Here is a 17,919-nt window from a genome sequence, read left to right as displayed (position 1 = left end):
CCGGGGCAATCTATAAGTAGTGGGGTTAAAAAAACATTAAGGACTGCCCATGTGCTTGATTGTGTTTGCCTGGCGCCCCGGCCATGCACAGCCGCTGGTGGTAGCGGCCAACCGTGATGAGTTTTATGCACGCCCCACCAAACCGCTGGCCCAGTGGGCCGACGCGCCACAGGTGTATGCCGGGCGCGATCTTGAGGCGGGTGGCACATGGCTGGGGATTGGCGCTGATGGCCGTTTTGCGGCGCTGACCAATATTAGGGAGTCGCACAAGCCTGTTTCGCGCCGTTCGCGGGGCGAACTGGTGGGGGATTTCCTGAGTGGTAACCAGCCAATAGGGGACTACTTTAAAGACGTTGGGCGACGTTCTCTGGATTACGCAGGCTTTAACTTGTTGCTGGGCACACGTGATGAGCTGTGGCATTTCAACTCCCATCAAACGGCGCCAGTGCCTTTGAGCGCCGGTGTCTATGGTTTATCCAACGCAGGCCTTGATAGCCCCTGGCCCAAGTTGATCAAAGCCAAGGCTGAGCTGCTTAAGCTGTTAAGTGACCCGCAGACCAGCGCCTTGCTCAACTTGCTTGGGGATCAGACCCGTGCGCAGACCAGTGAGCTGCCTGATACCGGTGTGGGTTTGGCCACCGAGTCTTTGTTGTCGAGTGTATTTATTGCCAGCCCCGAGTATGGGACGCGCGCCAGCACGGCACTGATCGTCAAAGCAGACGGTTCAAGGGTCATGGTTGAACAAAGCTATGGGCCTTATGGCGGGCGTTTGGGCGAGGTGCGCCTACAGGTTTGAGAACCGAAAGGCTGGCGTCACTGACCAGGCGCGAGGCTGCGATGGGCCGCGAAGCCGCCCCGTTCCTTTGAAAGGCCTTGGGCCCTTATCGCAGCCTCGTGCCTTGTCAGCGACTTGCAGAACGCCCGGCTTAACGCTTAATACGGTTTGATCGCCGCCGGGTTCATCATGCGGGTCAGCCCCATGTTTTTCAGCGCCAACTGCACGGTGCTGCGGATGACCTGCGGGTTATCGATGGTCATCACTTCTGCCAGCAGTTCCTTGGCGCGGCTCAGGCTGACCTGGCGCAGCATCCATTTCACTTTCGGCAGGTTGGTGGCGTTCATCGACAGGCTGTCAAAACCCATGGCCATCAACAGGATCGCCGCCGCCGGATCACCCGCCATTTCGCCGCAGATACTCGCCGGTTTGCCTTCGGCATGGGCGTCGCGGACCACTGACTGCAACGCTTGCAGCACGGCGGGGTGCAAGTAGTCGTACAAATCGGCAACACGCGGGTTGTTGCGATCTACCGCCAGCAAATACTGGGTCAAGTCATTGGAGCCTACGGACAGGAAGTCGACCTGACGCGCCAGCTCTTTGGTTTGATACACCGCTGCCGGAATCTCGATCATCACGCCAATCGGCGGCATCGGTACGTCGGTGCCTTCATCGCGCACTTCGCCCCAGGCACGGTGCAGCAGGTGCAGGGCTTCTTCGAGTTCGTGGGTGCCGGAGATCATCGGCAGCAAAATCCGCAGGTTGTTCAGGCCTTCGCTGGCCTTGAGCATGGCCCGGGCCTGAACCAGAAAGATTTCGGGGTGGTCGAGGGTGACGCGAATCCCGCGCCAGCCCAGGAACGGGTTGTCTTCTTTGATCGGGAAATACGACAGTGACTTGTCGCCGCCAATGTCCAGGCTGCGCATGGTCACCGGTTGCGGATGGAAGGCGGCGAGTTGCTCGCGATAAATCGCCAGCTGCTCCTTTTCGCTCGGAAAGCGCTGGTTGATCATGAACGGCACTTCGGTGCGGTACAGACCCACGCCTTCTGCGCCACGCTGTTGCGCGCGCGCCACATCCGCCAGCAAGCCGGTGTTGACCCACAGCGGCATGCGATGCCCGTCGGGGGTGATGCACGGCAGCTCGCGCAAGGCGTCGAGGCCCTGAGACAGCTGGCGCTCTTCTTCAACGACTTCGGCGTATTGCTTGCGCAGCAGATCACTGGGGTTGGTGTACACCTCGCCGTGATAGCCGTCGACGATCATCTGAATGCCGTCAACCTTCGAGTACGGCAGGTCGACCAGGCCCATGACCGTCGGGATGCCCATCGCCCGGGCCAGAATCGCTACGTGGGAGTTACCCGAGCCCAGTACCGAGACCAGACCGGCCAACTTGCCCTCAGGCACTTCGCCGAGCATGGTCGCGGTCAGCTCTTCGCTGACCAGAATCGTGTGGTCGGGGTAGACCATGGTTTGCTTGCGATCATGCTGCAAATAGGCCAGCAGGCGGCGCCCCAGATCACGCACATCCGACGCCCGCTCCCGCAGGTAGTCGTCGTCCATCAATTCAAAACGGTTGACGTGATCCGTCACCACCTGGCGCAGCGCGCCCTGTGCCCATTGGCCGGTCTTGATCACATTTTTGACTTCGCTGCCCAGCGAGGCGTCATCGAGCATCATCAGGTACACGTCAAACAGCGCCTGTTCTTCGGGGCGCAGTTGCGTGGCGAGTTTTTTCGACACCGCGCGCATGTCATTGCGCACGCCTTCAAGGGCGGTCTTGAACAGGGCGATTTCAGCGGGAATGTCGGTAATGGTTTTGTCAGGCACCACATCGAGGTCAGCTGGAGGCAACATGACCACCGCTGTGCCGACCGCAGCACCGGGCGACCCCGGAACCCCGACAAACTTGGCTTCCTGAATGCCCTTGCCCTGGCGTCCAAGGCCACGAATCGAACCCGTGGCTTCGGCGTGGGCAATAACGCCCGCCAGTTGCGCACTCATCGTCACCAGAAAGGCTTCTTCGCCTTCATCGAACTGGCGGCGTTCCTTTTGCTGGATCACCAGTACGCCCACCACACGGCGGTGGTGGATGATCGGCGCGCCGAGGAAGGAGGCATAACGTTCTTCACCGGTTTCGGCGAAGTAGCGATAGCGCGGGTGATCGGCGGCGTTTTCGAGGTTCAGAGGTTCTTCACGGGTGCCCACCAGGCCCACCAGGCCTTCGTTGGGCGCCATGCTGACCTTGCCGATCGAGCGCTTGTTCAAGCCCTCGGTGGCCATCAGCACGAAACGGTTGGTCTCTGGATCAAGCAAATAGACCGAGCAGACCTGGCTGCCCATGGCCTCTTTGACGCGCAACACAATAATCCCCAACGCCGCCTTGAGATCCTTGGCGGAGTTAACTTCCTGGACGATCTTGCGCAGCGTATTGAGCATGGCTCGGGGTCGAACTCCGTGTCAGGCGCGCGTTAAAAGGCGCGGGGCAAGCTCTTTGAGAGCGCGACGGTAGACCTCGCGCTTGAATGTCACCACCTGGCCCAACGGGTACCAATAACTGACCCAACGCCAGCCATCGAACTCCGGTTTACCGGTCAAATCCATCCGCACCCGCTGCTCGTTAGAGATCAGGCGCAGCAAAAACCACTTCTGTTTTTGGCCGATGCACAGCGGCTGGCTGTGGGTACGGACCAAACGTTGCGGCAAACGATAGCGCAACCAGCCTCGCGTACAGGCAAGAATTTCTACATCTTCGCGTTCAAGGCCAACTTCTTCGTTCAGCTCACGGTACAAGGCGTCTTCCGGCGTCTCATCAGGGTTGATACCGCCCTGGGGAAACTGCCACGCGTCTTGATTGATTCGGCGAGCCCAAAGTACCTGACCAGCATCATTTGTCAGAATAATCCCGACATTAGGACGGAAACCATCGGGGTCGATCACGGCAACAACCTCGCAAACGCATGTCGCCGCATTGTTCCACAAAGGTTGTGAAAGCAGCAACGCGCCTTCCTGCCTTATGTGCACTCTTATTAAAAGACCGTATTGTGGTGGGCCTTCAACGACAGCTCAGCGGGTAATTGCAATGCGTCTGGCTTTATTTGACTTGGACAACACCCTTTTAGGCGGCGACAGTGACCACGCGTGGGGCGACTACCTGTGCCAGCGCGGCATTCTGGACGGCGACGCGTACAAGGCGCGTAACGACGCGTTCTATCAGGATTACCTGGCGGGCAAGCTCGACAATGCCGCCTACCTGAATTTCAGCATGGAAATTTTTGGCCGCCATGACATGGCGCAACTGGATCAATGGCACCGCGAATTCATGCGCGATTGCATTGAGCCATTGATGCTGGCGAAGGCCTTGGCCCTGCTGGCCCAACACCGCGAAGCTGGCGACACGCTGGTGATCATCACCGCCACCAACCGCGTGGTCACGGGCCCGATTGCACAAAAACTTGGCGTGGAACATTTGATCGCCACCGAATGCGAAATCGTCGACGGCCGCTATACCGGGCGCAGCACCGACGTGCCGTGCTTTCGCGAAGGCAAAGTCACACGGTTGAATCGCTGGATGCAAGAAAACGGCTATAGCCTGCAAGACAGCTACTTCTACAGTGACTCGATGAATGACCTGCCGTTGCTGGAGCAAGTCACGCATCCAGTGGCGGTTGACCCCGATGAGAACCTGCGGGCTGAAGCCCTCAAGCGCGGCTGGCCGGTCATCTCGCTACGCTGAAAAACGTGCAGGAGCTGCCGCGGGCTGCGGCGGCTCCTACAGCGGGCGGGGCCGTTAAACCGGCTTGGCGCCCATCAACCCCGCAATGGCGATAAAGCAAGCGGCACAAAAAATTGCCAGCCCCAGCGTTAAGCGTGGATGTTTGGCCACCCGGCCCAAGCGCAAGCGGTTAAGCCGTACCACCAGCCATAACCAGCTCAACGCGCCCAGCCCATACAGGCAACTGCCCGCCAACAACCACAGTTGACTCAGCGGCCAGCCCGCCAGGTGCACCAACCACCAGCCACTCACCGGCAAGGCCAGCAGGCAAAGTCCCATCAGCGCCCAGACAAACCCCCACGGACGACGCAAGGCGCCACCCGACAGGTCTTTGTCCCCGGCACGCCAGCGGCGAATCACCACCACCAACAAAGCGATGGCGCTGACAAACAACAGCAGTGTCGACACGCCATGCAGCAACTTCAACGCGGTGAAGGTTTCCATGTCATTGATTCCTTGAGCAGTTCAATCAGCGTAGCGGCTCTTAGCCAAGAAACAGCTGATAGGCCGGATTATCACTTTCATCCCAGTAGGGGTAACCGATATCGGCCAACGCCGCAGGCACCAAATGACGCTCATCGGCAGGCACTTGCAGCCCGGCCATCACGCGGCCGTCGGCAGCGCCGTGGTTGCGGTAATGAAACATCGAGATGTTCCAGCGCCCGCCCAGTTTGTTGAGGAAGTTGAACAGCGCCCCCGGACGCTCCGGGAATTCGAAACGGAACAACAACTCATCACTGACCTTGGCCGCGTGCCCACCCACCATGTGCCGAATGTGCAACTTGGCCAGCTCGTTGTCGGTCAGGTCGACCACCGGGAAGCCTTGCTCTTTAAGGCTCGCCAGCAAGGCACTGCGCGGATCGTTGACCGGGTGGGTTTGCACACCGACAAAAATGTGCGCTTCGCTGCCGGTGTGGTAGCGGTAGTTGAATTCGGTGATCTGGCGCTTGCCGATCGCCTGGCAGAACGCTTTGAAGCTGCCTGCTTCTTCAGGAATGGTCACGGCGATGATGGCTTCGCGACCTTCACCCAACTCAGCCCGCTCGGCTACATGGCGCAAACGGTCGAAGTTGACGTTGGCGCCCGAGTCGATGGCTACCAGAGTCTGGCCGCGAACACCGCGCTGTTCGACGTATTTTTTGATCCCCGCCACGCCCAGCGCGCCAGCAGGTTCGGTGATTGAGCGGGTATCGTCGAAGATGTCCTTGATCGCTGCGCAGATCTCGTCAGTGCTGACGGTGATCACTTCGTCGACGTAGTCTTTGCAGATGTCGAACGTGTGCTGGCCGATCTGGCCAACGGCCACGCCGTCCGCGAAAATCCCCACGGTGGGCAGCACGACACGCTCTCCTGCGGCCATCGCGGCTTGCAGGCAGTTGGAGTCATCCGGCTCGACACCAATGATTTTGATGTCCGGGCGCAGGTATTTCACATACGCCGCAATACCTGCGATCAGTCCGCCGCCACCGACGGGCACGAAAATCGCGTCCAGTGGTGCCGGGTGCTGACGCAGAATTTCCATCGCCACGGTGCCCTGCCCGGCAATGGTGTGCGGGTCATCGTAGGGGTGAACGTAGACGTAGCCTTTTTGCTCAACCAGTTGCAGCGAATACGCCAGCGCTTCAGGGAAAGAATCACCGTGCAGCACCACAATGCCGCCACGCGAGCGCACGCCTTCGATTTTGATCTCGGGTGTGGTTTTAGGCATGACGATGGTGGCTTTGACCCCCAACACCTTGGCGGCCAGCGCCAGGCCTTGCGCATGGTTACCGGCCGATGCCGTGACCACGCCGCAGGCGCGCTCGGCATCCGTCAGGTGCATGAGTTTGTTGTAAGCGCCACGAATCTTGAACGAGTACACCGGTTGCAGATCTTCACGTTTCAGCAAAATCTGATTGCCCAACCGCTCGGTCAACTGGTTGGCGGCTTGCAGGGGCGTTTCAACGGCAACGTCATAAACGCGCGAGGTGAGGATCTTCTTAACGTACTGTTCGAGCATCGGAAAGCGTCACTGTGCGAGTTGGCAGGGACCCGGGAGTCTACCCCAGCGTTTACACGGGCGACCATACGAAATGGAAGGTTTATATACCCAGCCTTTTCCAGGGGAGAGGGCTGGGGTGAGGGCAAAGGTCGCACCCGCTGTCAGCCCCCACCCACAGTTCAATGGTTGGCCGTATAATGCCGGCCTTCTGTTTTCCTTCCCGCCCCGGAGCCCGCAATGACCCAGGATCAACTCAAACAGGCCGTCGCCCAAGCGGCGGTCGATTTCATCCTTCCCAAGCTGGATGACAAGAGCATCGTGGGGGTCGGCACCGGCTCCACGGCCAACTGCTTCATCGACGCACTGGCCCAGCACAAGGGCGCGTTTGACGGCGCCGTTGCCAGTTCCGAAGCCACCGCCGCCCGCCTCAAGGGTCACGGCATTCCTGTGTATGAGCTCAACACCGTCAGCGACCTGGAGTTCTATGTAGATGGCGCCGACGAAAGCGACGAAAACCTCAACCTGATCAAGGGCGGTGGTGCAGCCCTGACCCGCGAGAAAATCGTGGCCGCAGTCGCCAAAACCTTCATCTGCATCGCCGACGCCAGCAAGCTGGTGCCGGTGCTGGGCGCCTTCCCGCTGCCAGTCGAAGTGATCCCGATGGCCCGCAGTCACGTGGCCCGCGAGCTGGTCAAGCTGGGCGGCGATCCGGTGTACCGCGAAGGTGTGATCACCGACAACGGCAACATCATCATTGACGTGTTCAACATGCAGATCACCAATCCGGTGGAGCTGGAGCGTCAAATCAACGCCATCGTCGGTGTGGTCACCAACGGCTTGTTCGCCGCGCGACCTGCCGATTTGCTGCTGCTGGGCACGCCAGAAGGCGTTAAAACCCTGTCCAAGTAAATTCGCAGGCGTAAAAAAGCCGACGCTCAGCGTCGGCTTTTTTGTGCGCGTTGGGTTAACCGCGCTTGTAAACGATCTCTTTGGTGTTGCCACCGCAGGTGCCGACCACTTTGCCGTCGGCCGATGCGCCTTTGTCGACGATCTCCAGCGAGTAGTGTGCAACGCCTTTGGCGTCAAGCTTGGCAGCGATTTCGTTTTTCAGCTCACCACAGTCTTTCGCGGCAAAGGCTGTACTCGCCAGCGTCATCAAACTGACAGCCACTAAAATCTTCTTCATCCGTCACATCCCCTGTTCAAAACAAATAGGGTGCGCCGCGCTTGCACAGCGTCGCACCCAGACGGTGTAGCGGAGTTTATGGCAAACGGCCAGCCCTTAAGTTCAAAAGGATGGCGTGACTCAGCTGCTGGCGATGCGGAATCCCACTTTGAGGGTCACTTGATAGTGCGCCACCTTGCCGTCCTTGATATGACCGCGCGTATCGAGCACTTCGAACCATTCCAGGTGCTTGATGCTTTTGTTGGCCTCGGCCAGTGCATTACTGATGGCGTCTTCTATGCTGCTCGGGGACGAGCCTACCAGTTCGATTTTCTTGTAGGTGTGATGGTCAGACATAACGTTCTCCTTTTGTCGTAGGTCAAAGCCTAGCAGCGAATCTGCTCAATACTTGGGAAGCGCCGTGAAAGGAAAAGTTCAGGTTTACTGCACTTTCTGAAAACGGTGCAGTCGGACTTAACACACACAGTCACTCATCAATGCAGGAGAGCCCTAATGGCTAGCAATTCTTTACGTAAAGCCTCATTGCAAAGCATGGAAGCTGAGATCGAGAGCCTGCTTAAGTCTCTGGAAAGCCTCAAGGACGACGCCTCGGACGAGTCTAAAAAGACCCTCAAGGCCCTGAAAGGCAACGCCGAAAACGCGCTGAAACATTCGCGTCACCTGCTCAGCGAAACCTTCGAGGAAGTGAAGGACAAAACCCGCGAAACGGCCATTGCCACCCGCGAATACGCTCAAGAGCATCCGTATGCCACTGCCGGTGTTGCCATCGGTGCACTGGGCCTGTTGGCCGCGTTCTTGATGTGCAAACGCGGTAATTAATCCGCGTCACGCGCAAGCTCAGCCTTGAGCCACTGCGCCAGTTGCCGGGCACGCCCATCTGCGGCGCGCTTGGGCAGCCATAACGCCAGTTGCGCCGGGGTTTGCTTAAAACCCCACGGCGCAACCAGGCGCCCTGCCTTGAGGTCTTCGGCCACCAACGGTTCAGGGGCGATAGCCACACCCAATCCCGCCACCGCCGCTTCAAGCAAGTAGTACAAGTGCTCAAACCCCTGCCCATAGTTCAACGCTTTCGCGTCGAGCGCATGCTGCTGCGCCCAGCTTGGCCATGCCTGTGGCCGCGATGTGGTGTGCAATAAAGGCTCGCCCAGCAGGGCGCTGGCCGGGGCGTGACACAACTGTTGATAACGGCCCAAGCGTGGGCTGAGCACCGGCCCGATACGTTCGCTGCCCAACTCGTACACCTGCATATCGGCGGGCCACGGTGGCTCGGCAAACACCAGCAACGCATCCAGCCCGGGTTTACGCGGGTCAAGATCACCTTCGCCCGCTGACAAGTGCAGGCGCAAATCCGGCAGGTCCGCATTCAAACGGCCCAGGCGCGGGATAAACCAGCGTGCCAGCAAACTCCCCGAGCACCCCAGCACAAATGGCGCGTCGATATGGCTTTGCGTGAGTTCAGTGCATACGTTGCGCAAACGATCAAACGCTTCGCTGCTGGCATCGCGCAAGCGCACACCTGCCTCGGTGAGCTTCAGGCTGCGGCCTTCTTTGACGAACAAGCTCACGCCCAGATGCTCTTCAAGGACTTTTAGCTGCCGACTGACGGCGCCGTGGGTGACGTTCAATTGCTCGGCCGCCTGGCTGACGCTGCTCAGGCGGGCAGCGGCTTCAAAGGCGCGCAAGGCGTTCAAGGGCGGGAGATCGCGGCTCATGGGATATGTGAGTTTTCCTGACAGGTTGCGGCGATCTTATCGGTTTTCATCCGCGGCTGTCGCGGGTAAAGTCAGGCCCATCGACCTTCGTACCTTTTCAGCTGGAGCGTCCCATGACTCAATCCAACCTGCGTAACGGCCCGGATGCCAATGGCCTGTTCGGCTCATTCGGCGGCCGTTACGTGGCCGAAACCCTGATGCCGTTGATCCTCGATCTGGATCGCGAATACGAGCTGGCCAAAACCGACCCCCAATTCATCAAAGAGCTGGCGTACTTTCAGCGCGACTACGTGGGCCGCCCAAGCCCGCTGTACTTTGCCGAGCGCCTGACCGAGTTCTGCGGTGGCGCAAAAATCTACCTCAAGCGCGAAGAGCTGAACCATACCGGCGCGCACAAAATCAACAACTGCATCGGGCAGATCCTGCTGGCGCGGCGCATGGGCAAAAAGCGCATCATCGCCGAGACTGGCGCGGGCATGCACGGTGTAGCCACCGCCACCGTTGCCGCGCGTTTCGGCCTGCAATGCGTGATCTACATGGGCACCACGGACATCGAGCGCCAGCAAGCCAACGTGTTTCGCATGAAGCTGCTGGGCGCTGAAGTGATCCCGGTCGTGGCCGGCACCGGCACGCTCAAGGACGCGATGAATGAAGCGCTGCGAGATTGGGTGACCAACGTCGACAACACCTTCTACCTGATCGGTACAGTGGCAGGCCCGCACCCGTATCCTGCGATGGTGCGTGATTTCCAGGCCGTGATCGGCAAGGAAACCCGCGAGCAGATGCAAGCCCAGGAAGGCCGCCTGCCGGACAGCCTGGTGGCGTGCATCGGTGGCGGTTCCAATGCGATGGGCCTGTTCCACCCGTTCCTGGATGACACCAGCGTTGAAATCATCGGCGTCGAAGCGGCCGGTTACGGCATCGAGACCGGCAAGCACGCGGCCAGCCTCAATGGCGGCGAACCGGGCGTGCTGCACGGCAACCGCACCTTCCTGTTGCAGGACGACGACGGTCAGATCATCGACGCGCATTCGATTTCTGCGGGTCTCGATTACCCCGGCATTGGCCCGGAACACGCGTGGTTGCACGACATCGGCCGCGTCGAATACACCTCGGTGACCGACAACGAAGCACTCGATGCCTTCCACAAATGCTGCCGTCTTGAAGGCATTATCCCGGCGCTCGAAAGCGCCCACGCCCTGGCCGAAGTGTTCAAGCGCGCGCCGACTCTGCCAGCGGATCACTTGATGGTGGTCAACCTGTCGGGCCGAGGCGACAAAGACATGCAAACCGTGATGCATCACGTCGAACAGTCCCAGCAGGAGAAACACTGATGAGCCGCCTGCACACTCGCTTTGCTGAACTCAAAGAACAAAACCGCGCTGCGTTGGTGACCTTTGTCACGGCCGGCGACCCGGATTACGCCACCTCGCTGGCCATCCTCAAGGGCCTGCCCGCAGCAGGTGCCGATGTGATCGAGCTGGGCATGCCGTTCACTGACCCGATGGCGGATGGCCCGGCAATCCAGCTGGCCAACATTCGCGCGCTGGGAGGCAAACAAAACCTGGCCAAAACCCTGCAAATGGTGCGCGAGTTCCGTGAAGGCAACAGCGACACACCGCTGGTGCTAATGGGCTATTTCAACCCGATCCACCATTACGGCGTGGCCAAATTCATTGCCGAGGCCAAAGCGTCAGGTGTCGACGGCATGATCGTGGTCGACATGCCGCCCGAGCACAACAGCGAGCTGTGCGACCCGGCACAAGCAGCGGGGCTGGACTTCATTCGCCTGACCACCCCGACCACCGACGATGCACGCCTGCCTAAAGTGCTGACGGGCAGCTCGGGTTTTGTCTATTACGTGTCGGTCGCGGGTGTGACGGGCGCGGGGTCGGCCACCACCGATCAAGTGCGCGAAGCCATTGAGCGTCTGCGTCGCCATACCGACCTGCCCATCAGCGTAGGGTTCGGCATTCGCACCCCGGAACAGGCCGCAGCCATTGCCCGCTTGGCCGATGGCGTGGTGGTGGGTTCGGCCCTGATCGACAAAATCGAAAATGCTGCGACGCCTGAACAGGCCGTGGACGGCGTGTTGAGTCTGTGCGCGGCATTGGCTGAAGGTGTACGCAGGGCTCGCTAGATCAAAAGCCGCTCACCGTAACCCTCTCCCTTTGAGAGAGGGTTGGGTTGAGGGGCTTTTCAGCACCCCGCCATTTCCTGCGCCAGCCCCAGAAACGCGGCAGGCAAACGTGCCGTTTTTCGCTCCTTGAGGCAGTACAGATACTCGTGGATCACCGGCGCATTCTCCAGCGTCAGTACCCGTAAGTGCGGGTCGTGCGGCACTTCCTGACGCGCAATGATGCTGATGCCAATGTTGCGCAGCACGGCCTCACGAATCGACTCGCGGCTGCCGATTTCCAGCAGCGGGCCAAAGCCAATACCGGCCGTGGCGAGCAATTGTTCGGTCAGTCGGCGGGTGGTCGAGCCTTCTTCACGCATCAACAGGCAATGCCCGGCCAGTGCCGTAAGCGGCACATGATCGAGTGTGGCCAGCGGGTGATTGCGGTGCACGGCCAGCACCAGCGGATCACTGCCCAGCACCCGGCGAATCAGGCGCGGGTCTTCAAGCAATTGTGAGGACGCTGCGATGTCGACGCGGTATTCCTCCAGCGCCTCCAGCACTTGCTGCGAGTTGCCAATGTCCACCGACACTTCGATGTTCGGCAAACGCTCGCGAAAAGCTTTGACCAGATCGAGGATGTAATACGGCGCGGTGGCCGCGATACGCAATGCGCCTGCACCCTGGCCGCTGTTACGCAGGAAGAACTCGATGTCGGCTTCTTGCTGCAACAGCGCCTTGACCATCGGCATCAAGCGCACACCGTCGTCGGTCAGGGTTAACCGCCGCCCACCGCGGTAGAACAACTCCACCGCGTAGTGGCTTTCAAGCTGGCGCACCTGCGTGGTCACGGTCGGCTGGCTAAGCCCGAGCTTTTTCGCGGCCTGAGTAATGCTGCCCAATTGGGCCACCCGGTAAAACGCTTTCAGCTCGGCACTCAGCACAACGGCCTCTCTATTTATTTGCGCAACAGGCGTAACCCGTTGAACACCACCAACAGGCTCACGCCCATGTCGGCAAACACGGCCATCCACATGGTGGCCAAACCGAGGAAGGTTACCGCAAGGAAGATGCCTTTGATGACCAATGCCAAGGCAATGTTCTGTTTGAGGATGCTGGAGGTCTGACGTGACAGGCGAATGAATGCCGGTATTTTGCGCAGATCATCGTCCATCAGGGCGACATCGGCGGTTTCAATCGCGGTATCGGTGCCCGCTGCGGCCATTGCAAACCCGATCTCGGCACGCGCCAGCGCAGGTGCATCATTAATGCCGTCGCCCACCATGCCGACGTGGTGGCCTTGGGCGTACAGCGCTTCAATCGCCTTGAGTTTGTCCTCAGGCAGCAAGTTGCCCTGCGCTTCGTCGATACCCACTTGGGCCGCGATGGCCTTGGCGGTGTGCGGGTTATCGCCGGTCAGCATCAGGGTTTTGATCCCCAGCGCATGCAACTCGGCAATGGCTTCGCGGCTTGAGGCTTTAACGGTGTCGGCCACGGCGAACAGCGCCATTGGCCGGGCGTCGTTGCACAGCAGGATCACGCTTTTGCCCTGCTCTTCGAGCGCGAAGAGTTTGGCTTCCAGTTCAGGTGAGCACAGGCCCAGCTCCTCAACCAGGCGGTGGTTACCCAAGTGGTAGAGCGTGCCGTCGATTTCACCGCGCACGCCGCGACCGGCCAGTGCGGTGAAGTTATCCACAGCGCTCAAGACCTGCTTTTTATCCACAGCCGCATTGGCCACTGCCAGTGACACCGGGTGATCGGAGCGCGAGGCCAGGCTGGCCGCCAGCAGTAGGGCGCTGTCAGCCAGCTGCGGGTCGAGCGGCAGGTAATCGGTTTGCACCGGTTTGCCGTGGGTAATGGTCCCGGTTTTGTCGAGTGCCAGGTAATCGAGTTTATGGCCGCTTTCGAGGTAGACCCCGCCTTTGACCAAGATGCCTTTGCGCGCCGCGGCCGCCAGCCCGCTGACGATGGTCACCGGGGTCGAAATCACCAGCGCACATGGGCACGCCACGACCAGCAGCACCAAGGCGCGGTAGATCCAGTCAAACCATAGCTCGCCCATGAACAGCGGCGGGATGACGGCCACGGCCAACGCCAGCACAAACACCACCGGGGTGTAGATTTTGGCGAAGCTGTCGACGAACCGCTGGGTCGGCGCACGGGCGCCCTGGGCCTGCTCCACGGCATGGATGATGCGCGCCAGCGTCGAGTTATTCGCCGCAGCGGTGACGCGATACTCCAAAGACCCCGCCTGATTGATGGTGCCGGCAAACACTTTATCGCCCACGGTTTTCTCAATCGGCAGGCTTTCGCCAGTGATGGGCGCCTGATCGATGGTTGAACTGCCCGAGATCACCTCACCGTCCAGCCCGATGCGTTCGCCGGGCCGCACGCGCACGATGGCCTCAAGCGCGATGTCTTTGACGTCCTGCTCCCGCCAACTGCCGTCCGCCTGTTGCACGGTGGCTTTGTCCGGGGCCATTTGCATCAGGCCGCCGATGGCGTTGCGCGCACGGTCCAGGGATTTGGCCTCGATCAACTCGGCCACGGTGAACAGGAACATCACCATTGCAGCTTCGGGCCATTGGCCGATGAGGATGGCGCCCGTCACAGCGATGCTCATCAGGGCGTTGATGTTCAGGTTGCGGTTTTTCAGGGCGATCCAGCCCTTTTTGTAGGTGCCAAGGCCGCCACTGAAAATCGACACCAGCGCCACCAGTGCAATCACCCAGGTCGGCGCGGCATTGGTGAAGTGCAGCACTTCGGCCGCCAACGCGCCCACGCCGGACACAGCCAATGGCCACCAATGCTTTTGCACGGTTGGCGCAGGCGCGGTCTCGCTGCCCGACTCCAACGGCTCGGCCTGCATGCCAAGGGACTTGATAGCCGCGACTATCGGGTCGGTAGACGCCAAATCGTGGGTCACGCCGAGTACGCGGTTGATCAGGTTGAATTCCAGCTGCTGCACGCCCGCCAGCTTGCCCAGTTTGTTCTGGATCAGGGTTTGCTCGGTCGGGCAGTCCATCGCTTCGATCCGAAAGCTGCTCAACCGGGCGCCCGCGGTAGGGGTTGCGTCAAGTGTGATCACGCTCGGGGCTTGAGCGGCCGAGCAGCAACTGTGGGCATGCGCGGCATGCTCATGCTGTGCGCCGTGATCGTGATCGTGATCAGCGCCGGGTGTGTGCGGGGTGTGAATGGAATCGCTCATTAGGGTGCGTCCAAAAAGGTGCTTGTTGCCAAGTAAAGACCCTGTAGCCACTATAGGGTCAAGCGACCTTTTGGAGAGATGCGCGATGAAAATCGGTGAACTGGCGAAATTGACCGACTGTCAGGTCGAAACCATCCGTTATTACGAGCGTGAAGGGCTGCTGCCGGAGCCTGCGCGCAGTGAGGGCAATTACCGTTTGTACACGCAGGCGCATGTGGAACGGCTGACATTCATCCGCAACTGCCGCAGCCTGGACATGACCCTCGAAGAAATCCGCAGCCTGCTCAACCTGCGTGACAGCCCGCAGGACCAGTGCGAAAGCGTGAACGCATTGATTGATGAGCACATCCAGCACGTCAAGGCGCGTATCGACGGCTTGTTGGCGTTACAGACGCAACTGCTGGACTTGCGCCAACGGTGCGGCGCAGGGCCTGAAGGGGAACATTGTGCGATTTTGCAACGTTTGGAAGTCAGCGGCTCGGTGAGTGCCCCCGAAGGTGAGCCGAGTCATGTAGGTCGAAGCCACGGGCATTGAGGCCGAAGGTGTTGACCTTCGCGCACTTAAAAAGACACCGCAGCCTTGGCCCTATCAACGCTTGTTCAGCACTCGCGCCAAACGATCACCGCCCAGCTGGATGACGGCCACCAGCACCACCAGCAACACAATCACGGTGAGCATGACTTGCGTATCGAAGCGCTGGTAGCCGTAGCGATAGGCGATGTCGCCCAATCCGCCCGCGCCGATGGCACCTGCCATCGCGGAAGAGTTGATCATGGTCACCAGGGTGATGGTAAAACCGCCCACGATGCCCGGCAGCGCTTCGGGCAGCAGAACGTGCCAGATGATGTGATGGCGTTTGCAGCCCATCGCCTGGGCCGCCTCGATGAGGCCGTGGTCCACTTCGCGCAAGCTGACTTCGGCGATGCGTGCAAAGAACGGTGTGGCGGCCAGGGTCAGCGGTACGACCGCGGCCCACACGCCGTAAGTGGTGCCGACAATCAGTCGGGTAAACGGGATGAGTGCCACCATCAAAATCAGAAACGGGATGGAGCGAAACAGGTTCACGAACGCGCCCAGTGCTTTGTTCAGCGCTGGCGCCTGATAGATGCCGCCCTTGTCGCTGGTGACCAAAATCACGGCCAGTGGAATGCCCAGTACCAGTGCGATGAACGATGACACGCCGACCATCAAAAAGGTGTCGATGACGCCTTGCCATAAACGATCAAATCCCATAGCCCACCACCTCGACCTGTTGTGCCCACGGTTGTGCACGTTTGCGTAACGCTTCGGCGCCCAGTGAGCTGTTGCTTACGCTGACCAGCAGTTGCCCCAGGGCATGGCCTTGTATGTGTTCGACCCCGCCGTGCAGCAGGTGCACCTGACCGCCCAGGGCGCTAAACAACGCGCCCAGGTCTGGCGCTTGTGCGTGCTGGCCGGTGAAGCGCAGGCGCAGAATCACGCTCGATTGCGCCGACAGCGGCTGCGCCGTGATGCGGCTTTGCAGTGCGGGGGGCACGGTGTCCTGCAAGGGCGCGAGCAGGGTTTTACTCACGTCGTGCTGCGGGTCGCCGAACACCTGCCACACCGGGCCTTGCTCGACAATGTGCCCTTGTTCCAGCACCACCACGCGGTGGCAGAGGTCGCGAATCACAGCCATTTCGTGGGTAATCAGGATGATGGTCAGGGCCAGGCGCTGATTGATTTCGCGCAGCAAGCCGAGGATCGATTGCGTGGTCTCTGGATCGAGCGCAGACGTGGCTTCGTCGCACAGCAATATGGCGGGGTTGTGCACCAGCGCGCGGGCGATACCGACGCGTTGTTTCTGCCCGCCTGACAACTGCGCCGGGTAAGCGCCGTGCTTGCCTTGCAGACCGACCAGCTCCAGTAACTCCCGGACCTTTTGCTCACGTTGCAGCTTCGGCACACCTGCGACCTTGAGCGGCAGCTCAACGTTTTGCCACACGGTTTTGGCCGACATCAGGTTGAAGTGCTGGAAGATCATGCCGATCTGACGACGCAGCCCCACCAACGCGTTTTCATCGAAGCTGCTGATGTCAGTCTGCTCGATCAGCACCCGTCCGCTGCTGGGTTGCTCCAGACGGTTGATGGTGCGGATCAGCGACGATTTGCCCGCGCCGCTGCGGCCAATAATGCCGAATATTTCGCCATGTTGAATCGCCAGGTCGATGCCTTTGAGCGCCGCCACGGGGCCTTGGCGACCGTCATAGGTTTTGCCTACGCCGATGAAACGCACATGGGCACGGCTCAGTTCAGGGTGCAGCTCGGTCTGGGTCGCGTTGGGCGGCGGCTCGTTGAGCTGCACGCGAGCAATGGCCACGCTCATATCAGCCTCCCCAACCCGGTTGGTACAAGGTGCCGTAGGTTTTATCCAGCGACGCTTTGACGACCGGCGAGTGCTGATAAATGTCGACGAATTTGGCGATGCGCGGGTCGTCTCTGTTGTCCGGCTTGATCACGAACTGAATCACGTATTCGGGGTGATCGAGCCCGTCGAACAGCAACGCAGAGCCTGCATCAAACGTTTTGGCCAAGCGGATGTAAGCCGGGTAACCCTGCACCAGATCGGCATCGTCGTAGGCTCGAACCAGTTGCACCGCTTCGACTTGCAGAATCTTGATTTTTTTCGGGTTGGCGATGATGTCGTCTTCGGTGGCCTTGTACCCGACCCCGGGCTTGAGGGTGATCAAACCGGCCTTGGCCAGTAATTGCAGGCCACGTCCGCTGTTGATCGGGTCATTGGCGATGGCCACCGTGGCGCCAACCGGCAACTCATCCAGGCTTTTATATTTTTTGGCGTACAGCCCGATGTTATTGATGATTCCGGGTTTGAACGGCACCAGATCGCTGCCCGCTGCCGCATTGGCATTTTCCAGAAAGGGGATGTGCTGGAAGTAATTGACGTCGATATCACCGGCCGCCAGCGTGGTGTTGGGTGCGATCCAGTCGGTGAACTCCACCAGTTCAACGTTTAGCCCTTGTTTCCCGGCCTCGGCCACCGCCGTTTCCAGCGGGATGGCGAAGGCGGCGGTGGTGCCGACTTTGAGCGGTTTATCGGCTGCATGCGCGAGGCTGCCGAGCAGTCCCAGGGCAAGTACCAGTGCGTATTTTTTGTTCATGGGCGTTATCCGGTCAAAGAGTTCGA

At 60.0% G+C, this 17,919-nt stretch carries 19 protein-coding genes; 7 read left to right on the top strand and 12 right to left on the bottom strand.

The window, feature by feature from the left end:
- Nucleotides 1-49: 49 nt before the first annotated feature.
- A complete protein-coding gene (locus ACP7A4_RS07170) occupies nt 50-796 on the top strand; it encodes an NRDE family protein (protein WP_426246171.1) in 747 nt (248 codons plus the stop codon).
- Nucleotides 797-933: 137 nt separating this feature from the next.
- Here the strand turns inward: ACP7A4_RS07170 and ptsP are convergent, their stop codons facing one another.
- Together ptsP and ACP7A4_RS07160 are read right to left on the bottom strand one after the other, a co-directional pair.
- Complete coding sequence (gene ptsP / locus ACP7A4_RS07165) at nt 934-3,213, bottom strand: phosphoenolpyruvate--protein phosphotransferase (RefSeq protein WP_048363961.1); 2,280 nt, start codon at nt 3,211-3,213, stop codon at nt 934-936.
- A gap of 21 nt (nt 3,214-3,234) precedes the next feature.
- Nucleotides 3,235-3,714, bottom strand: a complete 480-nt coding sequence (locus tag ACP7A4_RS07160; RefSeq protein WP_047278492.1) for an RNA pyrophosphohydrolase — start codon at nt 3,712-3,714, stop codon at nt 3,235-3,237.
- Nucleotides 3,715-3,856: 142 nt separating this feature from the next.
- Here ACP7A4_RS07160 and ACP7A4_RS07155 point away from each other — a divergent pair, with 142 nt between their 5' ends.
- A complete protein-coding gene (locus ACP7A4_RS07155) occupies nt 3,857-4,510 on the top strand; it encodes an HAD family hydrolase (protein ID WP_059765700.1) in 654 nt (217 codons plus the stop codon).
- 54 nt (nt 4,511-4,564) lie between these two features.
- On the opposite strand, the gene ACP7A4_RS07150 is transcribed toward ACP7A4_RS07155, so the two are convergent.
- On the bottom strand, nt 4,565-4,993 hold the full coding sequence (locus ACP7A4_RS07150; protein WP_426246168.1) for a DUF2269 family protein: 429 nt from the start codon (nt 4,991-4,993) through the stop codon (nt 4,565-4,567).
- A 40-nt stretch (nt 4,994-5,033) separates the two neighbouring features.
- Nucleotides 5,034-6,548 carry a threonine ammonia-lyase, biosynthetic gene (gene ilvA / locus ACP7A4_RS07145; RefSeq protein WP_059765697.1) on the bottom strand — a complete coding sequence of 505 codons (1,515 nt, stop codon included), beginning with the start codon at nt 6,546-6,548 and terminating at the stop codon, nt 5,034-5,036.
- Nucleotides 6,549-6,767: 219 nt separating this feature from the next.
- On the opposite strand from ilvA, the gene rpiA reads away from it, so the two are divergent.
- Nucleotides 6,768-7,439, top strand: coding sequence for a ribose-5-phosphate isomerase RpiA (gene rpiA, locus ACP7A4_RS07140; protein WP_048363965.1), 672 nt, complete (start codon nt 6,768-6,770; stop codon nt 7,437-7,439).
- A gap of 55 nt (nt 7,440-7,494) precedes the next feature.
- Here the strand turns inward: rpiA and ACP7A4_RS07135 are convergent, their stop codons facing one another.
- Together ACP7A4_RS07135 and ACP7A4_RS07130 are read right to left on the bottom strand one after the other, a co-directional pair.
- Nucleotides 7,495-7,716: a DUF1161 domain-containing protein gene (locus tag ACP7A4_RS07135; protein WP_059765692.1), complete on the bottom strand. Its 222-nt coding sequence runs from the start codon at nt 7,714-7,716 to the stop codon at nt 7,495-7,497.
- Between the two features lie 120 nt (nt 7,717-7,836).
- The gene (locus ACP7A4_RS07130) at nt 7,837-8,052 is read right to left on the bottom strand and encodes a dodecin (protein ID WP_048363967.1); all 216 of its coding nucleotides are present in this window, start codon (nt 8,050-8,052) and stop codon (nt 7,837-7,839) included.
- A gap of 156 nt (nt 8,053-8,208) precedes the next feature.
- Here ACP7A4_RS07130 and ACP7A4_RS07125 point away from each other — a divergent pair, with 156 nt between their 5' ends.
- Complete coding sequence (locus ACP7A4_RS07125; RefSeq protein ID WP_048363968.1) at nt 8,209-8,535, top strand: DUF883 family protein; 327 nt, start codon at nt 8,209-8,211, stop codon at nt 8,533-8,535.
- On the opposite strand, the gene ACP7A4_RS07120 is transcribed toward ACP7A4_RS07125, so the two are convergent.
- Nucleotides 8,532-9,428, bottom strand: a complete 897-nt coding sequence (locus ACP7A4_RS07120) for a LysR family transcriptional regulator (RefSeq protein WP_426246165.1) — start codon at nt 9,426-9,428, stop codon at nt 8,532-8,534. The two genes, ACP7A4_RS07125 and ACP7A4_RS07120, sit on opposite strands and share 4 nt — an antisense overlap.
- Before the next feature lie 113 nt (nt 9,429-9,541).
- Between ACP7A4_RS07120 and trpB the strand changes: the two genes are divergently transcribed.
- A complete protein-coding gene (gene trpB, locus ACP7A4_RS07115) occupies nt 9,542-10,762 on the top strand; it encodes a tryptophan synthase subunit beta (protein WP_059765688.1) in 1,221 nt (406 codons plus the stop codon).
- A complete protein-coding gene (gene trpA / locus ACP7A4_RS07110; RefSeq protein ID WP_059765686.1) occupies nt 10,762-11,568 on the top strand; it encodes a tryptophan synthase subunit alpha in 807 nt (268 codons plus the stop codon). The genes trpB and trpA overlap by 1 nt, the downstream gene beginning before the upstream one ends.
- 59 nt (nt 11,569-11,627) lie before the next feature.
- Here the strand turns inward: trpA and ACP7A4_RS07105 are convergent, their stop codons facing one another.
- Entirely contained in the window at nt 11,628-12,491 is an 864-nt protein-coding gene (locus tag ACP7A4_RS07105) for a LysR family transcriptional regulator (RefSeq protein ID WP_059765685.1), read from the bottom strand.
- 14 nt (nt 12,492-12,505) lie between these two features.
- Nucleotides 12,506-14,755 carry a heavy metal translocating P-type ATPase gene (locus ACP7A4_RS07100; protein ID WP_426246162.1) on the bottom strand — a complete coding sequence of 750 codons (2,250 nt, stop codon included), beginning with the start codon at nt 14,753-14,755 and terminating at the stop codon, nt 12,506-12,508.
- A gap of 85 nt (nt 14,756-14,840) precedes the next feature.
- On the opposite strand from ACP7A4_RS07100, the gene cadR reads away from it, so the two are divergent.
- Nucleotides 14,841-15,290, top strand: a complete 450-nt coding sequence (gene cadR / locus ACP7A4_RS07095; RefSeq protein ID WP_048363974.1) for a Cd(II)/Pb(II)-responsive transcriptional regulator — start codon at nt 14,841-14,843, stop codon at nt 15,288-15,290.
- 54 nt (nt 15,291-15,344) lie between these two features.
- Here the strand turns inward: cadR and ACP7A4_RS07090 are convergent, their stop codons facing one another.
- From ACP7A4_RS07090 to ACP7A4_RS07080, 3 genes are read right to left on the bottom strand one after another with little or no spacing between them, the layout of a single operon-like run.
- Nucleotides 15,345-15,989 (bottom strand): methionine ABC transporter permease, encoded by a 645-nt coding sequence (locus ACP7A4_RS07090; RefSeq protein WP_048363975.1) that lies wholly within the window; start codon nt 15,987-15,989, stop codon nt 15,345-15,347.
- Nucleotides 15,979-17,100 (bottom strand): methionine ABC transporter ATP-binding protein, encoded by a 1,122-nt coding sequence (locus ACP7A4_RS07085; RefSeq protein ID WP_426246159.1) that lies wholly within the window; start codon nt 17,098-17,100, stop codon nt 15,979-15,981. Before ACP7A4_RS07085 ends, ACP7A4_RS07090 begins: the two co-directional genes overlap by 11 nt.
- 1 nt (nt 17,101) lies before the next feature.
- The gene (locus tag ACP7A4_RS07080; RefSeq protein ID WP_426246157.1) at nt 17,102-17,893 is read right to left on the bottom strand and encodes a MetQ/NlpA family ABC transporter substrate-binding protein; all 792 of its coding nucleotides are present in this window, start codon (nt 17,891-17,893) and stop codon (nt 17,102-17,104) included.
- Nucleotides 17,894-17,919 lie beyond the last annotated feature (26 nt).

Source organism: Pseudomonas sp. TWR3-1-1 (assembly GCF_049896545.1).
GTDB lineage: Bacteria > Pseudomonadota > Gammaproteobacteria > Pseudomonadales > Pseudomonadaceae > Aquipseudomonas > Aquipseudomonas weihenstephanensis.
Note: the sequence above shows the minus strand (reverse complement) of the source record. Positions and strands in the feature narration are given on the sequence as shown.

What these genes read in the sequence shown, in the direction of transcription:
- ACP7A4_RS07125 (WP_048363968.1), top strand. Translation starts at nt 8,209, where the DNA reads ATGGCTAGCAATTCTTTACGTAAAGCCTCATTGCAAAGCATGGAAGCT.
- ilvA (WP_059765697.1), bottom strand. Translation starts at nt 6,548, where the DNA reads ATGCTCGAACAGTACGTTAAGAAGATCCTCACCTCGCGCGTTTATGAC.
- ACP7A4_RS07130 (WP_048363967.1), bottom strand. Translation starts at nt 8,052, where the DNA reads ATGTCTGACCATCACACCTACAAGAAAATCGAACTGGTAGGCTCGTCC.
- ACP7A4_RS07120 (WP_426246165.1), bottom strand. Translation starts at nt 9,428, where the DNA reads ATGAGCCGCGATCTCCCGCCCTTGAACGCCTTGCGCGCCTTTGAAGCC.
- ACP7A4_RS07150 (WP_426246168.1), bottom strand. Translation starts at nt 4,993, where the DNA reads ATGGAAACCTTCACCGCGTTGAAGTTGCTGCATGGCGTGTCGACACTG.
- ACP7A4_RS07135 (WP_059765692.1), bottom strand. Translation starts at nt 7,716, where the DNA reads ATGAAGAAGATTTTAGTGGCTGTCAGTTTGATGACGCTGGCGAGTACA.
- ACP7A4_RS07080 (WP_426246157.1), bottom strand. Translation starts at nt 17,893, where the DNA reads ATGAACAAAAAATACGCACTGGTACTTGCCCTGGGACTGCTCGGCAGC.
- ACP7A4_RS07100 (WP_426246162.1), bottom strand. Translation starts at nt 14,755, where the DNA reads ATGAGCGATTCCATTCACACCCCGCACACACCCGGCGCTGATCACGAT.
- rpiA (WP_048363965.1), top strand. Translation starts at nt 6,768, where the DNA reads ATGACCCAGGATCAACTCAAACAGGCCGTCGCCCAAGCGGCGGTCGAT.
- ACP7A4_RS07170 (WP_426246171.1), top strand. Translation starts at nt 50, where the DNA reads ATGTGCTTGATTGTGTTTGCCTGGCGCCCCGGCCATGCACAGCCGCTG.
- ACP7A4_RS07155 (WP_059765700.1), top strand. Translation starts at nt 3,857, where the DNA reads ATGCGTCTGGCTTTATTTGACTTGGACAACACCCTTTTAGGCGGCGAC.
- ACP7A4_RS07085 (WP_426246159.1), bottom strand. Translation starts at nt 17,100, where the DNA reads ATGAGCGTGGCCATTGCTCGCGTGCAGCTCAACGAGCCGCCGCCCAAC.
- cadR (WP_048363974.1), top strand. Translation starts at nt 14,841, where the DNA reads ATGAAAATCGGTGAACTGGCGAAATTGACCGACTGTCAGGTCGAAACC.
- trpB (WP_059765688.1), top strand. Translation starts at nt 9,542, where the DNA reads ATGACTCAATCCAACCTGCGTAACGGCCCGGATGCCAATGGCCTGTTC.
- ACP7A4_RS07090 (WP_048363975.1), bottom strand. Translation starts at nt 15,989, where the DNA reads ATGGGATTTGATCGTTTATGGCAAGGCGTCATCGACACCTTTTTGATG.
- ptsP (WP_048363961.1), bottom strand. Translation starts at nt 3,213, where the DNA reads ATGCTCAATACGCTGCGCAAGATCGTCCAGGAAGTTAACTCCGCCAAG.
- trpA (WP_059765686.1), top strand. Translation starts at nt 10,762, where the DNA reads ATGAGCCGCCTGCACACTCGCTTTGCTGAACTCAAAGAACAAAACCGC.